The following is a 15264-nucleotide window of genomic DNA, read 5'->3' as shown; positions in this document are numbered from 1 at the left end:
TCTGTCTTCATTCCTTAACTATAGTAACGTTCTGATAATAGTGTTGCAAGATCTGCTTGTAATCATACCCGCCGTCAGCCATGCCTTTCACGCCCCATTGCGACATGCCTAGACCATGACCGTATCCTTGGCCAATGAACAGAAAGCCCGAACTGTTAGTAATCGCTCTGGCTGATGAATCTCCGCCCATCACTACAGTTCCACTACCGTTCACATTAACCTTACCTGATGCAGAGAGTACACCTGCGCTCTGTGAACTTCCAATCGTACTGGTAGCACCGTCAGCGCCTAATACAGTATAACTTCCGGCTGGTACAATATCAAACAATGTACTTGGCAATCCATTGAACGCAGAACGGAACATATCAGGATATTTCACATCCAGAGCCTGACCATTCGCTTTCACCTGAATCGCTCTTCCAGAAGGACCGCGCTGAGTGACCTGCAAATTAAGGATGCTGGAAGGGAGCGTACTAGTTGTTTTACCCTGCAAGCTTTTTAGAAGTTCGGCAGAGGTATATGGCCCTTTGATCCAGCTATAGCTGCCGGACTCATATACTTTATCCAGAACAACTGCATTCTCGCCTGGATTCAGCTTACCCACTGCACTTACACTACTCTCAACAGCAGGAAGGGGGCGTACATTGACATCTTTAGTGGTAGCAGTCACTACATCCAGTCCCGCTGCAGTTTTATTTCCGGTCAATTTAATGTTATCCTCACGTGCATATCCAGAGATGCCATTAGCGAGCAGTAGATAATACCACTTCTTAGCGGTCGCGGTAGCTGCGACATCCTCTTTGCTGGGAACGCTGGCAAATGCATCTCCACCGTTACCCCATACCTCCGATGGATCAGAGGTTACACCGCCACTGTTCGAGGAGAACACAGCCTCCACAACCTTACCACCACTCATCAATACTTCACCGGCAGTAGCATCCACTGCTTTAATAATGACTGGAGCTTCTGATCCGATTCCGTTATATACCTGACTCAATGTAGAATCTACTACATTCGCTACTTCGAAACGGTTGCCTTGCGCCATTGCATAGCTCCGAGCGGCGACAGCCTGAGCCTTTAGAGCTTCATCCGGCCAGCTTGAGGAAACTTCTCCTCCAACCACTGCATATAAATATTGTTCCAGTGACACTACATTGATAACAGCTAGGGAACCTCTCAAATTACTTAGCTCCATATTTCCACGGTAAGTACGCTTGGATCTTTCTTCGAGCTGAATCCCAGCCTCACTGCCAACTGCCAAAAATTTAGCATTTCCGAAAACCATATAATGATTTGCCTGTGTCTCGCTGCTAAGGTCCAACCCAGCATCCAGACGCATGATTAACCCAGGTGAAGTTGCAGCAGATCCAACAAGTTGTGGCAATGCTGCAGATACTGCCGTCTGAACAGTAGCCAAATCTTTGTCGTTCGCAGCTTCGCCAACCCATACCTCAAACTGAGCACTGCCATCACTTCCTGAGAGAAACACCTTCCAGGCATCAAAACCTGCAGCTGTGATACTACTCAGAGCAGTATCAGCTTCTTGTTCCGAAGAATAGTGACCCGCCGATAAATGCTTATCCCCTTTCACCGCAGGGGTTTGATCAGCAGGAATTGCGAGCCCTGCCTTTACTACACGGGCAAGCCCATCCTTGGCAGCAGCTTCACTGGCATAAACACCTGTATATAACTGATACACATTGTTGCCATTTCTAGAAATCATAAAAATCTGAGGCTTATCAGAGGTAGACTGAAGCTTTTTAGCCGCATCAGCAGCAGTTTTCCAGCTTGAAGTCTCCATTACCTTTACTCTATAACCATCCACACTAACACGAATTCTACTCTGGGCAGGCACTGATACCAAAGGAACGCTCCCTGGTTGGTCTGACATCAAAGTGAAGCTTTGTGTCGATTGCATAGTTACTGCTGGCACAGTGGATTTATATTTACTACCAATATCGGCATAAAGGGCAACTCGTATCGTACTATTAGAATCGGCATGACTGGCACCCGCAGGGATCAAGAGACTTCCCACAGCAATCACAGCTGCTAGCAATCCTTTGCTTAGTGGAGCTATTCCTCTCCATTTCATCTTCGTATGCTTCATCCAGCATCCTCCTTTATGAATGTAGTTACAGACTCAGTGCTGCTCCGGAGGGAGCGGAAGGCCTAAGTGATGATAAGCGGCCGGGGTTACAATTCTTCCACGAGGGCTCCGCTGCAAGAATCCTATCTGCAGCAGGTAGGGCTCATAAACGTCCTCAATCGTCTGACTTTCCTCACCAATTGTAGCAGCAATCGTATCCAGACCTACAGGACCGCCACGAAAGCTTGAAATCATCGCTCTTAACATCTTGTGGTCGATGCTATCCAGCCCACGTGGATCCACTTGTAGCATCTTCAGGGCTTCCCCAGAAATTTCAGGGGTTATAATCCCATCTCCGCGCACTTGAGCAAAATCACGGACTCGCTTCAATAGTCGGTTCGCAATCCGCGGCGTTCCCCGGGAACGAAGCGCTATCTCTTCCGCCGCATCTCCGACAATCTCAATCCCTAAAAGATCTGCATTTCGGGCAACAATGAAGCTTAGCTCATCTATGGTATAGAACTCCAAGCGGCTGACCACTCCGAAACGATCACGTAGTGGCGCTGACAGCAGGCCAGCACGAGTGGTAGCGCCTATAAGTGTGAACGGCGGCAGATCCAATCGTACCGAACGGGCACTTGGCCCTTTGCCGATCATGATGTCCAGCGCGAAGTCCTCCATCGCCGGATACATAACCTCCTCCACCGTCCGGTGTAAGCGGTGAATTTCATCGATGAACAACACATCGCCTTCCTGCAGGTTCGTCAGCAGGGCGGCTAGATCCCCTGGACGCTCTATTGCAGGACCGGATGTTGTTCGTAAATTCACACCCAGCTCATTGGCGATAATATTCGCGAGTGTTGTTTTACCAAGACCTGGAGGCCCGTAGAGCAGCACATGATCCAGCGCTTCGCTTCTCATTTTGGCTGCTTCGATATATATTTTCAGGTTTTCCTTTACCTGATTCTGTCCGATATATTCTCCCAGATAACGAGGGCGTAAACTTAATTCTACGGCTTGCTCGTCCATCATCAAATTAGCGGATATAATCCGGTCATCCATTCCTATCGCTCCCTTTCTTCAGGATGTGTTCGGCTTTACTTAGCAATATATAATAGCCCAAGTGCTTTCTTCATTAACACATCTACAGTCCCTGTCTCTGCTCCCTCTTTCTTCATAGCGAGCCACACACGGTCCAATTCACTTTCGGTATAACCCAATCCCTTAAGGGCATCTCTAGCCTCTTGCCAAGCTAATCCATCCGCCCTTTCTTCCATTGGAACTGCAAATAATCCCGTTTGCATCGAAGCCATACTGAGTCCGTCCAGCTTGTCCTTCAAATCTAGGATCATCCGCTGCGCCGTCTTCTTGCCAATGCCCGGCAGTTTCGTTAAGAAAGTTATATTCTCTTGGTAGATTGCCGAGATCAACTGATCTGGAGTTCCACCTGTCAGTATACCGAGTGCAACCTTCGGTCCGATCCCAGATACCTCAATCAACTTGCGGAACAATTTTTGCTCTTCCCGAGTCGGGAATCCGAACAGAAGTGTCGCATCCTCACGTGTTTGATAATGAATATAGATCGTTACAGGCCCTTCTGCTTTAGCAAAAGCATAAGGGTTCGGGCAGAACACCCGATATCCTACTCCCTGTACATCCAGCACCACATATTCCGACTCTAAATGAACGACGGGTCCTCTTAAGAAATCTATCATTTTCGCAATACCTCATTTAATTTAGAATTAAGACTGCTCGAATGGGCATGACATACCGCTACCGCGAGTGCATCTGCTACATCATCCGGTTTAGGGATCGCCGATAATTTCAGTAACAGCTTCACCATTTCCTGTACCTGCCGCTTCTCTGCCTTACCATAACCAACAACAGCCTGCTTCACCATCATAGGTGTATATTCCGAGACGGGTAGGCCACGCTGTACAGCCGCTAATATCGTCACTCCGCGAGCCTGCGCTACTGGTAAAGCTGTTGTAACATTACGTGCGAAGAACAACTTCTCTATCGCTACAGCATCAGGTTTATATTTATCAATAAGCTGACCCATGCCTTCATAGACATGCAGCAGACGTTCTTCCTCAGGCGTATGAGCCTCAGTCTGGATACAACCATATTGGACTGGGGTCAACTTGTGACCTTCTTTATCCACAAAGCCAAAACCGACAATCGCCAGCCCTGGATCGATTCCCAAAATGCGCAAGCACGATCTCTCCTCTATAACAGGCAGTTTATTCCACCGTTTTCATCCATTACTCCGCTATGAAGCGAACATATGTATTCCTTCTAACCATTATAGCAAAAATACCCCTTCCGGGAGAAAAAAAGTTTCCCCTTTGCAACGAAATGACAACTTTAGGCCTACAATAAGAACCTCAAACCTTTTTATATTTGCAAAAAAAAGCTGCCCTATAGCCATTAATAATGACTTTAGGACAGCTCATATGCTTAAGATGCTATTGCTTATTCTGCATGACATGTTCGGCAGCCTCACGCGCATAGTCACTGAAAGTAGACAACACGCTGTTATACTCTTCAATATCCTGCACACGAATGCCTTCATGAAGCTCTTTCCAAATACTTTCCGGCAGAGAGGACTTCAAGGAACCCATATCCATTTGAAAAAAGGTCTTCAGAACCTTTTCCTGCACTGGAGGCCCTTTAAACAATTTCAAGTTCCCAAACGCATCGACACCGATATAGGCTTCTTTTTTTGTTAGGGTCGATAGATCATTCACTTTTTGTTCCAGCCACAAATCTCCCTCGCTACTGATCCAACCGTTCCATGTTGGGTGTTCATGAATTATTTTCTTAAGCTGAAGCGGGTTCTTTACACCCGGCAATGTCTGAATTTCTTCCCCAGATACATACGATATTTTCAAATGAACGGTTCTGCTGAGTCCGCTTTGGGTTATTGTCTGCAACAGTTGTTCGTTATTTATAGTGCCCTTCTCTTTCTCCTCACCGCTGTCCACACCTACTTTAAATACAGCTGCGGTCAACTCGCTTTCGGCACTATCCGTCCAACTAGAATCCGTCAGCAGTCCACTGATTTCCTCAGGCACCTGCATACTGCGCCAAGCCAGTACAGTCAGAGCTAAACAAGCTGCTCCTACCCAAAGCGCCTTTTTCCAACGTCTCCATCGCTGCCAAAGTTGTTTTTTTATGCGCGACACGTTAATCCCTTCATTCTGGTTTTTCCCTATTGTGACCTGAGAAGGGATCATTTATGCGCTTTTCTGTGAATAATCGATATTTCATCTTAATTACAAGGTTGACGTTGCAGTGTAGTTCAAGCGTTAGGAATGACCGGCAGCTTCACATGGCTTGGATATTCACTATTATGGTAAACGGTCTGCAGTACTGTAATTGCCTCTGTATCTTCATACGGGTTACCACCAGTATTCGTATTAGGAAAAGCAACGAATTTACTGGACGAGGTGATTGAGAAACGAATTCGGTGTCCTACCGCAAATCTGTGAGCAATATTCGGCATGAAAATATCGTATTCCTCCACTTGCCCTGGCGTAAGCAGTTGTGGTGCATCAAACCCATGACGATATTTAGCTCTGACAATATAGTTAGATAACCGGATAGAGTCTCCTTGTTCATTCACATCACTAAGTGTAACTACCCAATCCGTATCCTTACCTGTGCTAGCGGCGTAGATGACAGCAGACAATTCGCCAGCAATAGTCAATTCTTCCGTCAACACCTCACTAGTGTACACAAGAATATCATTCCGCAGTTCGTACTTCCGCAAATTTTCAGGCTCTCGCTCACCGCTATCATTCATAGGATCGTTAGGGTTATAGACATAAGTATCTTCTGGAGAGTGTTCCTCTGGCGCTGTGAGCAGCTTCCCATCTCCTTGTCCTGAATTAGCCCGACCCTCACTCGAAAGGAAAAACGGCGTAGTTGTAGCTTCAACCGGTGTCCAATCCTCCGACGTTCTCCACTGATTCTCACCAACGACATAATAAGATGCTCTAGGCTCCTGATCTATACCGTTCGGAATGCCTTTGAGGAAGCGGTCGAACCAGCGCAGTACAGAAACATCATAATCATAGACCACTGCATCATTGCCGAAGCTTACACCTTCATAGTCTCTGGCTCGGTTTGGCCCATGCTCCCATGCACCCAGACGGATTTTGCGGTTTGGCACATCATGTTCAGTCAGCATTCTCCAAGTCTCCGATACGCCAGGGCTGTCGCCATCATACCAGCCTGAGATTACATACATAGGGACCTGCACTTGATCCCCACGCTCCGTAAAGGTACAGTTTCTCCAGAAATCATCATACTCCGGATGCTGACTCCACAGATCCCATGGTCCTGATGCCTTGCCGATCATTTGCTGTGGAATCTCCTTAATCGGTCTCGCATCGACGGCCGCTTCTGGGTTCACCGTAATGCCCCCAAAAATATCAAAATCCGTCCGGGTGCCCACAGATTGTGCAAGCGTCCAAGACAAGAGTGGCCAAGAGCAAAGCGTTCCACCCTTACGTGCCGTATCTATAAACGGCGAGCCAACATTGACTTCATCCACAACAGCCTTCAAATTGGGGTGCCCACTGGTCGCCGCCGAGACAACCACAAAGCCCAGATAGGAAGCGCCCCACATTCCAACATTGCCATCTGACCATTCCTGCGCAATAATCCAATCAATCGTATCATAGCCATCATCCCGTTCATTATAAAAAGGGATCAATTCTCCTTCCGAATCGGCCCGCCCTCTAACGTCCTGTGACACCACTGCATAACCTTTGTTGGCCCATCTCATAAAAATCTCTTTTTTCCCGTTACGGTCATAACAGGTCCTTACAAGAATTGTCGGCAGCTTGGTTCCCGGCTGAATGCCCTCAGGAAGAAACACATCCGTAGCCAGTCTCACACCATCGCGCATCGGAATCAGATCCGTACCCAAATCATTTACACCATACTCTGGCTTGGACAAAAGGGGATCATCATAAACAACTAGAGGCGTCAGCTTCTCATACCCTGCTTTAACAATCAGCTCGATACCATACCGATTCGGCGTAAGAAAGGCAATAATCTCACCATCCAAGGTCACAATATCCAGTGCTGTCTCTTTTCGTAGCGCCCATACTTGTGAAGTGCGCTCACGGCCATCCATTACAGCCTGATACTGAATATGCTTTTGATAAAGATCACCATTACTTAGAACTACCTCATCATTGACCCATTCTGCTTTAGCGTAAGCTTCCATGTATTCGTGGATTTTTTGAAATGAAAGTATGGTCTTGAACTGGCTATCCAGCACATTGTACTGCATTTGTGTTCGTCTGCGTGGATCAACCTTAGCGAGCATGATTTGTTGTTCCGTAAAATGTATTCTCCCTGAATAAATGCCCGAACAGTAGAAGTTAAATATAGTTGTGTTCAAGTATGTTGTCATCTATTTATCCCCTATCCCCAAATTTCTTCAAATACGCGCAGCCAGTTACCACCCATGATCTTTGCAATATCCTCATCCGTATAACCGCGAGCCACTAGACCTCTAGTAAAGTTGATAAAATAACTATATTTTTCAAGCCCGGCAACGGTTTCAGTAGAAGGTCCGTCTCCTTTGGCGAATCCTAGCTTGGGTGCAATATGTTCTTTAAAATAAACCAATGACCAGAGCACATCGCTCATCGGCCAATCCGTTCCAATCCCGACATGATCCACGCCTACAAGCCGAATCACATATTCGATATGATCCAGCACATGATCAATGGTCGTATGGTTAGGATCTTCATGAACAAACCACGGCATAGCAAAAATACCGATGACTCCACCCGTCTTCGCTATCGCGATAATCTCTTCATCACTTTTACAGCGCATATGCGGATAGATAGCCTCTACACCTGTGTGTGAAGCAATGACCGGAGTCTTAGAATACTGACAAGCATCGAGCGTTGTTTGTTTTCCGCAATGTCCCGTATCTACAATGATCCCGAGCTTGTTCAGACGCTCAATGAATCTTCTTCCATAATTCGTAATCCCAGCGTTCGACTGTTCTGCACAGCCTGCACCGATCTGATTCTGATTGTTATAGGTTAGTTGTAGAATTCTTAAGCCAAAATTATGTAACACATCTAATAGGTCCAGATTGGTACCTAAGCCATCCGTTTCTTGCGCAGTAATAATACCCGCCTTATGACCATTACGCTTGGCTGCACGTATGTCCTCTGCGGTTAAAGCTTTAACTAACCAATCTGCGGAGTCGAACTGAAGCTGAACTTCAGCCATGCTCGTGATCATGCTTTCTAAGGATTCTAAATGAAGTTCCCGGTTCCCCGCTGTAATTCCCGACTTATACCATTCACTTTTATACTCGGCGATCTCACCGCTGGCCGACAGCTTTGTGATCATTTTTGCTGGCATGCTGCTGTATATCATCGGCTCATCTTTATATGGCTCACACAGCACTTTAATTTTTTCAGACACAGACTCCGGAATTGCATTTGGTGATAAGGGACCCTGGAATAGCAAATCAATATTAATGTTCTGTTCATGCAAACGTACAGCCCGCTCTTCTTCTAGCTCCGTCAACCCGAAATCATACAAACCTTCATATGTGCTCATCATGTGGTCGCTCCTTAGAATGCAATTTCAATCCCTTTTTGTAATCTAATTGCTTCATTATAAATGAAGTTAGCTGCTGCTAAATCCTCTATGGCAAGTCCCAGTCCTTTAAAAAGAGTGATCTCATCAGCTGTAGTTCTGCCCTCAATACTCCCGCTGATCAGTTCACCCATTTCACCGATGATTTGGCCTGAAGTGATCACGCCTTCCTTCAGCGGAATTAAATAATCCCCAGATTCATTATGCGCGGATTCCAATCGGTCTACATATAACTTAGCTAACCGGACGGTCTCCGAATCCAGCTCACGATCCGCTGGTCTGCACGCTCCAACCGCATTGATATGTACACCGGACTTCAGCCATTCTCCTTTGAGTACTGGCTCTGTGGATGCTGTTACGGTACAAATGATATCTGCTGGACGGACTGCCTCTTGAACAGACTCAGCTACAATGATGTCCACACCATATTTACGGCTCATCTCTGCTTGGAAATCTTTTGCCTTCGCAAGGGTCCTACTCCAGACTATGACCTCGCGAATGGATCGAACCAGCAGCATCGCTTCCAGATGGCTTTTGGCTTGTTCACCCGTACCAAGAATGGCAAGCACCTCAGCATCTTTTCTGGCCAGATAACGAGTGGCTACTGCGCTAACTGCCGCTGTGCGGATTGCCGTGATCTTTTGTCCATCTACTACAGCTTTCAGAACACCGGTAGAAGAATCAAATAGCGTAACAAGCCCTTGATGGGAAGGTAACCCTGAACCATGGTTGCTTGGAAACACGCTGATGATTTTGGCTCCTGCTACTTCTTCACCCTTCAAAAAACCCGGCATTAGGCCAATCAGATTGCCTTGGTGCAGCGGAAGTACTTGTCTTAAGCTCTGTACGGCTTGCCCTGCGGACAAGTCCTTCAAAACGGATTCCATCACTGTGATGCAAGACTCCATTGCTAATAGCTCAGCTACTTCATTTTGATTAACGACTAGCATAAGACAAACCTCCTTTACTTCATTGTGACAACAAGTGTGGGACGCAAAATTATTCTTTATATCATAACTTATACGCTGTAAATATTCATGTATAGAGCTGGAAGTCCGCAATTTATCTTACCACGGGCCATTCGCTATACTTAATATAGTTCATATTCTATTTTAAGGAGATTACGATTGATTATGTCTAGTGAAATAACTTTAGGTAGAACAAATTTGCAGGTACTCCCTCTCGGACTGGGTGCCAATGCTGTTGGTGGGCATAATTTATTTCCCGGCTTAAATGATGAGACCGGTAGAAACATCGTTCGCAACACTCTTGATCATGGGATCAATTTCATTGATTCCGCCTATATCTATGGTCCAGGTAGATCCGAGGAACTGGTTGGAGAAGTGCTGAGAGAAAGAGGCGGCCGTGACACCAGAAGAGATCAATTCCATTGATTCAATCTTTAAGGCGTAATAGCAACTTCCATATAAGCACCCATACAATATGTACATTAAGCCCCCCACGCTTTAATTCTGGGGGGATTTTCAATATAATACGCTACCGAATATCCTAAATTCTTTGTATTAGTAAATATTGTTTGCTATACTTTCTCTGTATATCAGTAGACTTAAATTTTTATACAAAGGGGAATTCCTTGATGATTATTCAACCTAAAACACGCGGATTTATATGTACAACAGCCCATCCAGAGGGATGCGCCAAACAAATAGAACAACAAATTGAATATGTAAAAGCACAAAAGAAAATTGAGGGGCCTGCGAATGTACTTGTCATTGGTGCCTCTACCGGATACGGACTAGCTTCTAGAATTTCAGCTGCTTTTGGTGCTGGCGCCAATACCATTGGTGTGTTCTTCGATAAAGCTGCGGAAGGTCAGCGCACAGCTTCTGCAGGCTGGTACAACTCCGCTGCCTTTGAGCAACAAGCAGCAGAGCTTGGACTTAAATCACACAGCATAGTTGGCGATGCCTTCTCTGATGCTATTAAAGAGAAGACCATTGCATTGATTAAAGCCGAATATGGCACAGTCGATTTAGTGATTTATAGTGTCGCTTCACCTCGCCGCACCCACCCGGTAACAGGAGAGACCTTCTCCTCCGTAATTAAACCAGTGGGAACAGCTTACTCGAATAAAACCTTGAACTTCCACACAGGTGAAGTATCCATGACCACTATTGAACCTGCTACGGAAGAAGAGGTACGTCAGACGATCGCCGTTATGGGCGGCGAAGACTGGAGAATGTGGATCGATCAGCTTCAAGCAGCTGATGTCCTTGCAGATGGTGCTACTACCGTTGCTTACTCCTACATCGGACCTGAGATCACTCACCCTATCTATCGGGATGGAACGATTGGCCAAGCTAAGCACGATCTGGAACAGACTGCGATTCAAATGAATAACCTTCTAGCATCAAAAGGCGGACGTGCCTTCGTATCCGTTAATAAGGCGCTCGTAACTCAGTCCAGCTCAGCGATTCCTGTAGTGCCCCTTTATATCTCTGCACTTTATGAAGTGATGAAGGAAAAAGGTCTGCACGAGAACTGTATTGAACAAATGTACCGCTTGTTCTCTGAGCATCTTTACGGTGAAGGCAAGGCTACTGCTGACGGAAGCTGCTTGATCCGAATTGACGACTGGGAAATGCGTGAGGATGTCCAGACTGAGGTTATGAAACGTTGGGACGAGCTGACAACCGACAATGCCGGTGAGCTAGCTGATCTGGAAGGCTACCGCCAAGATTTCTTCAATCTGTTTGGCTTTAGAACAGATGGCGTAGACTACGAAGCTGATATTGATCCTAATGTAGACATTCCGAATATGTACTAAAATGATAATGAATACACCCATATATTAGTTATGGGATGTATCTAAAAAAGAGGATGTCTGCAAAAGTAGTGAATTCTACTGATGAGGCAGCCTCTTTTTTGTGCTTTGCCTACAGCCTATCTATACGTCGTAGGGCATATTGGCTTAGCCTCCCACTTTGTGATATGGTTTGATAGAATACTGCAAGTTCTACTTACATTCAAAGGAGTGAATCACTCATGGTTAATAAAATTAGTGTAGCGAATGGTGTACTTGACGTGTCCCAAATTTCGCTTGGCTGTATGCGGATTGCGGATTTGTCTGCAAAAGAGGCTGATACACATGTACATAGTGCGCTTGAGCTCGGAATAGACTTCTTTGATCATGCCGACATTTACGCGGACGGCAAAGCTGAAGAGGTATTCGCAGGAGTACTTCAGAACAATCCTGGTATGCGTGATAAAATGCTGATCCAAACCAAATGCGGAATCCGCAAGGGCTATTTTGATTTCTCCAAAGAGCATATTCTACAATCCGTGGAGGGTAGCCTTAAACGCTTGAAGACCGATTATATCGATGTGCTCCTGCTTCACCGTCCTGACACGCTGTTCGAGCCGGAAGAAGTGGCTGAGGCTTTTGACATTCTGGAGAGCAAGGGATTGGTCAAGCATTTTGGTGTCAGCAATCAGAACCCGCTACAAATCGAGCTACTTAAGAAAAATGTAAAGCAACCACTGCTGTTCAACCAGCTACAATTAAGCATCATGGTTACGGGTATGATTGATACCGGCTTCAATGTGAATATGACTAACTCCGGTTCGGTTGTCCATGATGGTGGAATTTTGGAGTACAGTCGCCTACATGACATGACCATTCAGCCATGGTCACCTTTCCAATATGGCTTTTTTGAAGGTGTATTCTTGGACAACGACAAGTTCCCTGAATTGAACGAGGTCATTAACCGCTTAGCAGCTGAAAAAGAGGTAACCAATACCGCCATTGCCATTGCCTGGATTCTCAGACACCCGGCAAATATGCAGCCCGTTGTAGGTACAACTAATACACAACGCTTGCGGGATATTACCAAAGCATCCGATATTACACTCACCAGACCAGAATGGTATGAAATTTACCGCGCTGCCGGTAATATCCTTCCATAAATATCAAAAGCCACGAAGTACGCTAATATCGCACTTCGTGGCTTTTTTTGTGACTATGATTGAAACCGTTTAACTCTTAATCGAGTAGGAGGGGGCGGTGAGCCACCGACCTCTCACACCACCTTACGCACCGTTCGGTATACGGCGGTTCATGAAACATTCTGTACGGAGTTGTATTCGTCCAATAAACTCTTAAGTCCTTTGGATTCCCAGTATTGGTTATTCAAAGCTCGAGACACAATTGGATTCCTAGCAATTCGCCATTCGGGACTTCATCCCTATAGATAGCGCCCATGCTGGGCGCACCAAAAAAAAGAAACAGCATCTCTGCCGTTTCTTTTAAGGATGGACTCTCAGGGGCTCGAACCCTGGACAAATAGATTAAGAGTCTACTGCTCTACCAACTGAGCTAAGAGTCCATAATATAATGTTTACCTTATTGAACTTGAAAAGCAAAAGCTCTTAGCTTAACGCATAAGAGCTTCGCTTGCTAATTGATACCGGCGAGAGGACTCGAACCTCCACGGTTTCCCTCTCGATTTTGAGTCGAGCGCGTCTGCCATTCCGCCACGCCGGCAAAGTATGAAGTTAAAATATGGCGCGCCCTGAGAGATTCGAACTCCCGGCCTTTTGATTCGTAGTCAAACGCTCTATCCAGCTGAGCTAAGGGCGCAAAATTTATATGGAGCGGACGACGGGAATCGAACCCGCGACCCTCGCCTTGGCAAGGCGATGCTCTACCGCTGAGCCACGTCCGCACACGGTATGTATTAATGTCCGACTCACTTAAGAAGTGAGCCATGAAGGACTCGAACCTTCGACACCCTGATTAAAAGTCAGGTGCTCTACCAACTGAGCTAATGGCTCATGAAGCAAGAAAAATGGCGGAACCGACGAGATTCGAACTCGCGATCTCCTGCGTGACAGGCAGGCATGTTAGGCCAACTACACCACGGTTCCAAAAGAATAATTGCTTGATGAAATTTGGTTGCGGGGGCAGGATTTGAACCTGCGGCCTTCGGGTTATGAGCCCGACGAGCTACCGGGCTGCTCCACCCCGCGTCATTAAAAAATATTCAACTATCTGTTACAATAAGAAAGCTTCATGGTGGAGGCTGAGGGGATCGAACCCCCGACCCTCTGCTTGTAAGGCAGATGCTCTCCCAGCTGAGCTAAGCCTCCATGTAAAGAAGCAACTCAATTACCATAACATAATTCAATCTATAATGCAAGATTTTATTTCAGAAGAACAATTACGTTTCAAAGAAAATGGTGACCCGTATGGGATTCGAACCCATGTTACCTCCGTGAAAGGGAGGTGTCTTAACCCCTTGACCAACGGGCCTTATTGAAAACAAAATGTTTTGACAACAAAAAATATTATATCATGTATTTCGATGTATAGCAATACCTAAATTAATATATTTTCTTTTTTCTCCTAAATAGGCGTTAAAGTAATATTAAGCTTAAGTGATATCATCTCCGCGACTTCAAACGTAGTCAGGTTATTCGTGTCTAAATGCTCCTTGAATACGTTCTTATTCAGCCCTGTGATGCATCTGTCGATCTGATGAACGGCCCACGAGTCTTTCCCTTCATCTCTACCACCCAATCTCTTGAGCAGCGTCTCTCGTGAGGCACACAAAGTAAAATGATGAACCTCTAATCCCTCATTTATTAGATTACCAGCTATGTCCATCCAATAATCTGGGTTAACTATGGTCATAGGTACGATAATCGTCCCACTATATTCGCTAGCTATATACTTCAACATGGAATGGTTAATTTCACGCCAAAGATAATGGTCCTGAAAGTCATCTTTTGTCATCGCACCGGGAATGTTAGCTCTTATGTAATACCCTACATTCTCTGGATCATATACAAAAGAATTAGGTAGTCTACGATGTAATTCATATGCAGTTTCTGTCTTCCCCGCGCCAAAAGCTCCATTGAGCCATATAATCAAGATCATTATCCCCCTGATTAATCTATTCATTTGACTGGCTAAAACTGAATCACAAAAAAGTGACTCTATTAAACCACATTATCATAAAAAACCTTCCATTTAAAACACTATTAAATAGATTTATTTCATATTTTCATAACACCTTTGCAAGAAAGCTCTCTGTGTAACGTAAAACAAAAAGACCACTGTCGATGACTCAACAATGGTCTTGCGTGCTTGGCAACGTCCTACTCTCCCAGGACCCTTCGGTCCAAGTACCATCGGCGCTGGAGGGCTTAACGGTCGTGTTCGGGATGGGTACGCGTGGAACCCCTCCGCTATCGCCACCAAACGGGCATTTGCGGTACAAATGCATTATTCAGGTCTCAGCATCGCCAAATGCTGAAAACAAATTCATCATCATATAGCCACTAGGACCCTATGAGTTAGAACTTGATTCCTGAAAACTGAATCCGAAACAAATTTGCGTTTGCCCTTCTTACGGGGCCCCCGGAAAGTACTCGGAATTAGCTTCGCAGCTTCCTCTTCACTTTTTGGGGTATTTTTAGGATAAGCCCTCGACCGATTAGTATTGGTCAGCTCCATGCATTACTGCACTTCCACCTCCAACCTATCTACCTCGTCGTCTTCAAGGGGTCTTACT

The 15264-nt window shown here is 45.7% G+C and carries 11 protein-coding genes, 9 tRNA genes, 2 rRNA genes and 1 pseudogene; 3 read left to right on the top strand and 20 right to left on the bottom strand.

All coding sequences use genetic code 11. The features are described 5' to 3' along the window. Positions 1 to 7 precede the first annotated feature (7 nt). The 8 genes from UQ64_RS02180 to UQ64_RS02145 form a co-directional block, all read right to left on the bottom strand. The gene (locus UQ64_RS02180; RefSeq protein WP_082650951.1) at positions 8 to 2107 is read right to left on the bottom strand and encodes a SpoIID/LytB domain-containing protein; all 2100 of its coding nucleotides are present in this window, start codon (positions 2105 to 2107) and stop codon (positions 8 to 10) included. Between the two features lie 33 nt (positions 2108 to 2140). Next, positions 2141 to 3148 (bottom strand): Holliday junction branch migration DNA helicase RuvB, encoded by a 1008-nt coding sequence (gene ruvB / locus UQ64_RS02175; protein ID WP_042191128.1) that lies wholly within the window; start codon positions 3146 to 3148, stop codon positions 2141 to 2143. Between the two features lie 35 nt (positions 3149 to 3183). Beyond that, positions 3184 to 3801: a Holliday junction branch migration protein RuvA gene (gene ruvA, locus UQ64_RS02170; RefSeq protein WP_060621899.1), complete on the bottom strand. Its 618-nt coding sequence runs from the start codon at positions 3799 to 3801 to the stop codon at positions 3184 to 3186. Next, entirely contained in the window at positions 3798 to 4301 is a 504-nt protein-coding gene (ruvC, locus tag UQ64_RS02165; protein ID WP_036677679.1) for a crossover junction endodeoxyribonuclease RuvC, read from the bottom strand. The genes ruvA and ruvC overlap by 4 nt, the downstream gene beginning before the upstream one ends. A 253-nt stretch (positions 4302 to 4554) precedes the next feature. Next, a complete protein-coding gene (locus tag UQ64_RS02160; RefSeq protein WP_167348447.1) occupies positions 4555 to 5274 on the bottom strand; it encodes a BofC C-terminal domain-containing protein in 720 nt (239 codons plus the stop codon). Positions 5275 to 5390: 116 nt separating this feature from the next. Continuing rightward, positions 5391 to 7517, bottom strand: coding sequence for a CocE/NonD family hydrolase (locus UQ64_RS02155; RefSeq protein WP_060621897.1), 2127 nt, complete (start codon positions 7515 to 7517; stop codon positions 5391 to 5393). 11 nt (positions 7518 to 7528) lie between these two features. Further along, a complete protein-coding gene (locus UQ64_RS02150) occupies positions 7529 to 8692 on the bottom strand; it encodes a dipeptidase (protein ID WP_082650950.1) in 1164 nt (387 codons plus the stop codon). 11 nt (positions 8693 to 8703) lie between these two features. Next, entirely contained in the window at positions 8704 to 9678 is a 975-nt protein-coding gene (locus UQ64_RS02145) for an ornithine cyclodeaminase family protein (protein ID WP_060621895.1), read from the bottom strand. A gap of 183 nt (positions 9679 to 9861) precedes the next feature. On the opposite strand from UQ64_RS02145, the pseudogene UQ64_RS02140 reads away from it, so the two are divergent. From UQ64_RS02140 to UQ64_RS02130, 3 genes and pseudogenes are all read left to right on the top strand, one after another. Next, positions 9862 to 10098, top strand: a pseudogene (locus UQ64_RS02140) (aldo/keto reductase); the annotation flags it as partial. 227 nt (positions 10099 to 10325) lie between these two features. Further along, on the top strand, positions 10326 to 11516 hold the full coding sequence (gene fabV / locus UQ64_RS02135; protein WP_060621893.1) for an enoyl-ACP reductase FabV: 1191 nt from the start codon (positions 10326 to 10328) through the stop codon (positions 11514 to 11516). A 218-nt stretch (positions 11517 to 11734) separates the two neighbouring features. Further along, entirely contained in the window at positions 11735 to 12655 is a 921-nt protein-coding gene (locus UQ64_RS02130; RefSeq protein WP_060621892.1) for an aldo/keto reductase, read from the top strand. Positions 12656 to 13001: 346 nt separating this feature from the next. Here UQ64_RS02130 and UQ64_RS02125 read toward each other — a convergent pair. From UQ64_RS02125 to UQ64_RS02070, 12 genes are all read right to left on the bottom strand, one after another. Next, positions 13002 to 13074 (bottom strand) — tRNA-Lys (locus tag UQ64_RS02125). Between the two features lie 79 nt (positions 13075 to 13153). Continuing rightward, positions 13154 to 13232 (bottom strand) — tRNA-Leu (locus tag UQ64_RS02120). Positions 13233 to 13251: 19 nt separating this feature from the next. Then, a tRNA-Arg gene (locus tag UQ64_RS02115) sits at positions 13252 to 13328 on the bottom strand. Positions 13329 to 13338: 10 nt separating this feature from the next. After that, positions 13339 to 13413 (bottom strand) — tRNA-Gly (locus UQ64_RS02110). Between the two features lie 36 nt (positions 13414 to 13449). Next, positions 13450 to 13522 (bottom strand) — tRNA-Lys (locus tag UQ64_RS02105). A gap of 15 nt (positions 13523 to 13537) precedes the next feature. Next, positions 13538 to 13615 (bottom strand) — tRNA-Asp (locus tag UQ64_RS02100). 25 nt (positions 13616 to 13640) lie between these two features. Beyond that, positions 13641 to 13717 (bottom strand) — tRNA-Met (locus UQ64_RS02095). A 44-nt stretch (positions 13718 to 13761) separates the two neighbouring features. Further along, a tRNA-Val gene (locus tag UQ64_RS02090) sits at positions 13762 to 13837 on the bottom strand. Between the two features lie 88 nt (positions 13838 to 13925). Next, positions 13926 to 14000, bottom strand: a tRNA-Glu gene (locus UQ64_RS02085). 93 nt (positions 14001 to 14093) lie between these two features. Next, positions 14094 to 14621 (bottom strand): AAA family ATPase, encoded by a 528-nt coding sequence (locus UQ64_RS02080; RefSeq protein ID WP_060621891.1) that lies wholly within the window; start codon positions 14619 to 14621, stop codon positions 14094 to 14096. A 214-nt stretch (positions 14622 to 14835) separates the two neighbouring features. Continuing rightward, positions 14836 to 14952, bottom strand: a 5S ribosomal RNA gene (rrf, locus tag UQ64_RS02075). A gap of 214 nt (positions 14953 to 15166) precedes the next feature. After that, positions 15167 to 15264 (bottom strand): 23S ribosomal RNA (locus UQ64_RS02070); the annotation flags it as partial.

The sequence above is a fragment of the Paenibacillus etheri genome (genome assembly GCF_001012825.1).
GTDB classification, from domain to species: Bacteria; Bacillota; Bacilli; order Paenibacillales; family Paenibacillaceae; genus Paenibacillus_AQ; species Paenibacillus_AQ etheri.
This window is presented reverse-complemented; position numbering and strand designations above follow the sequence as displayed.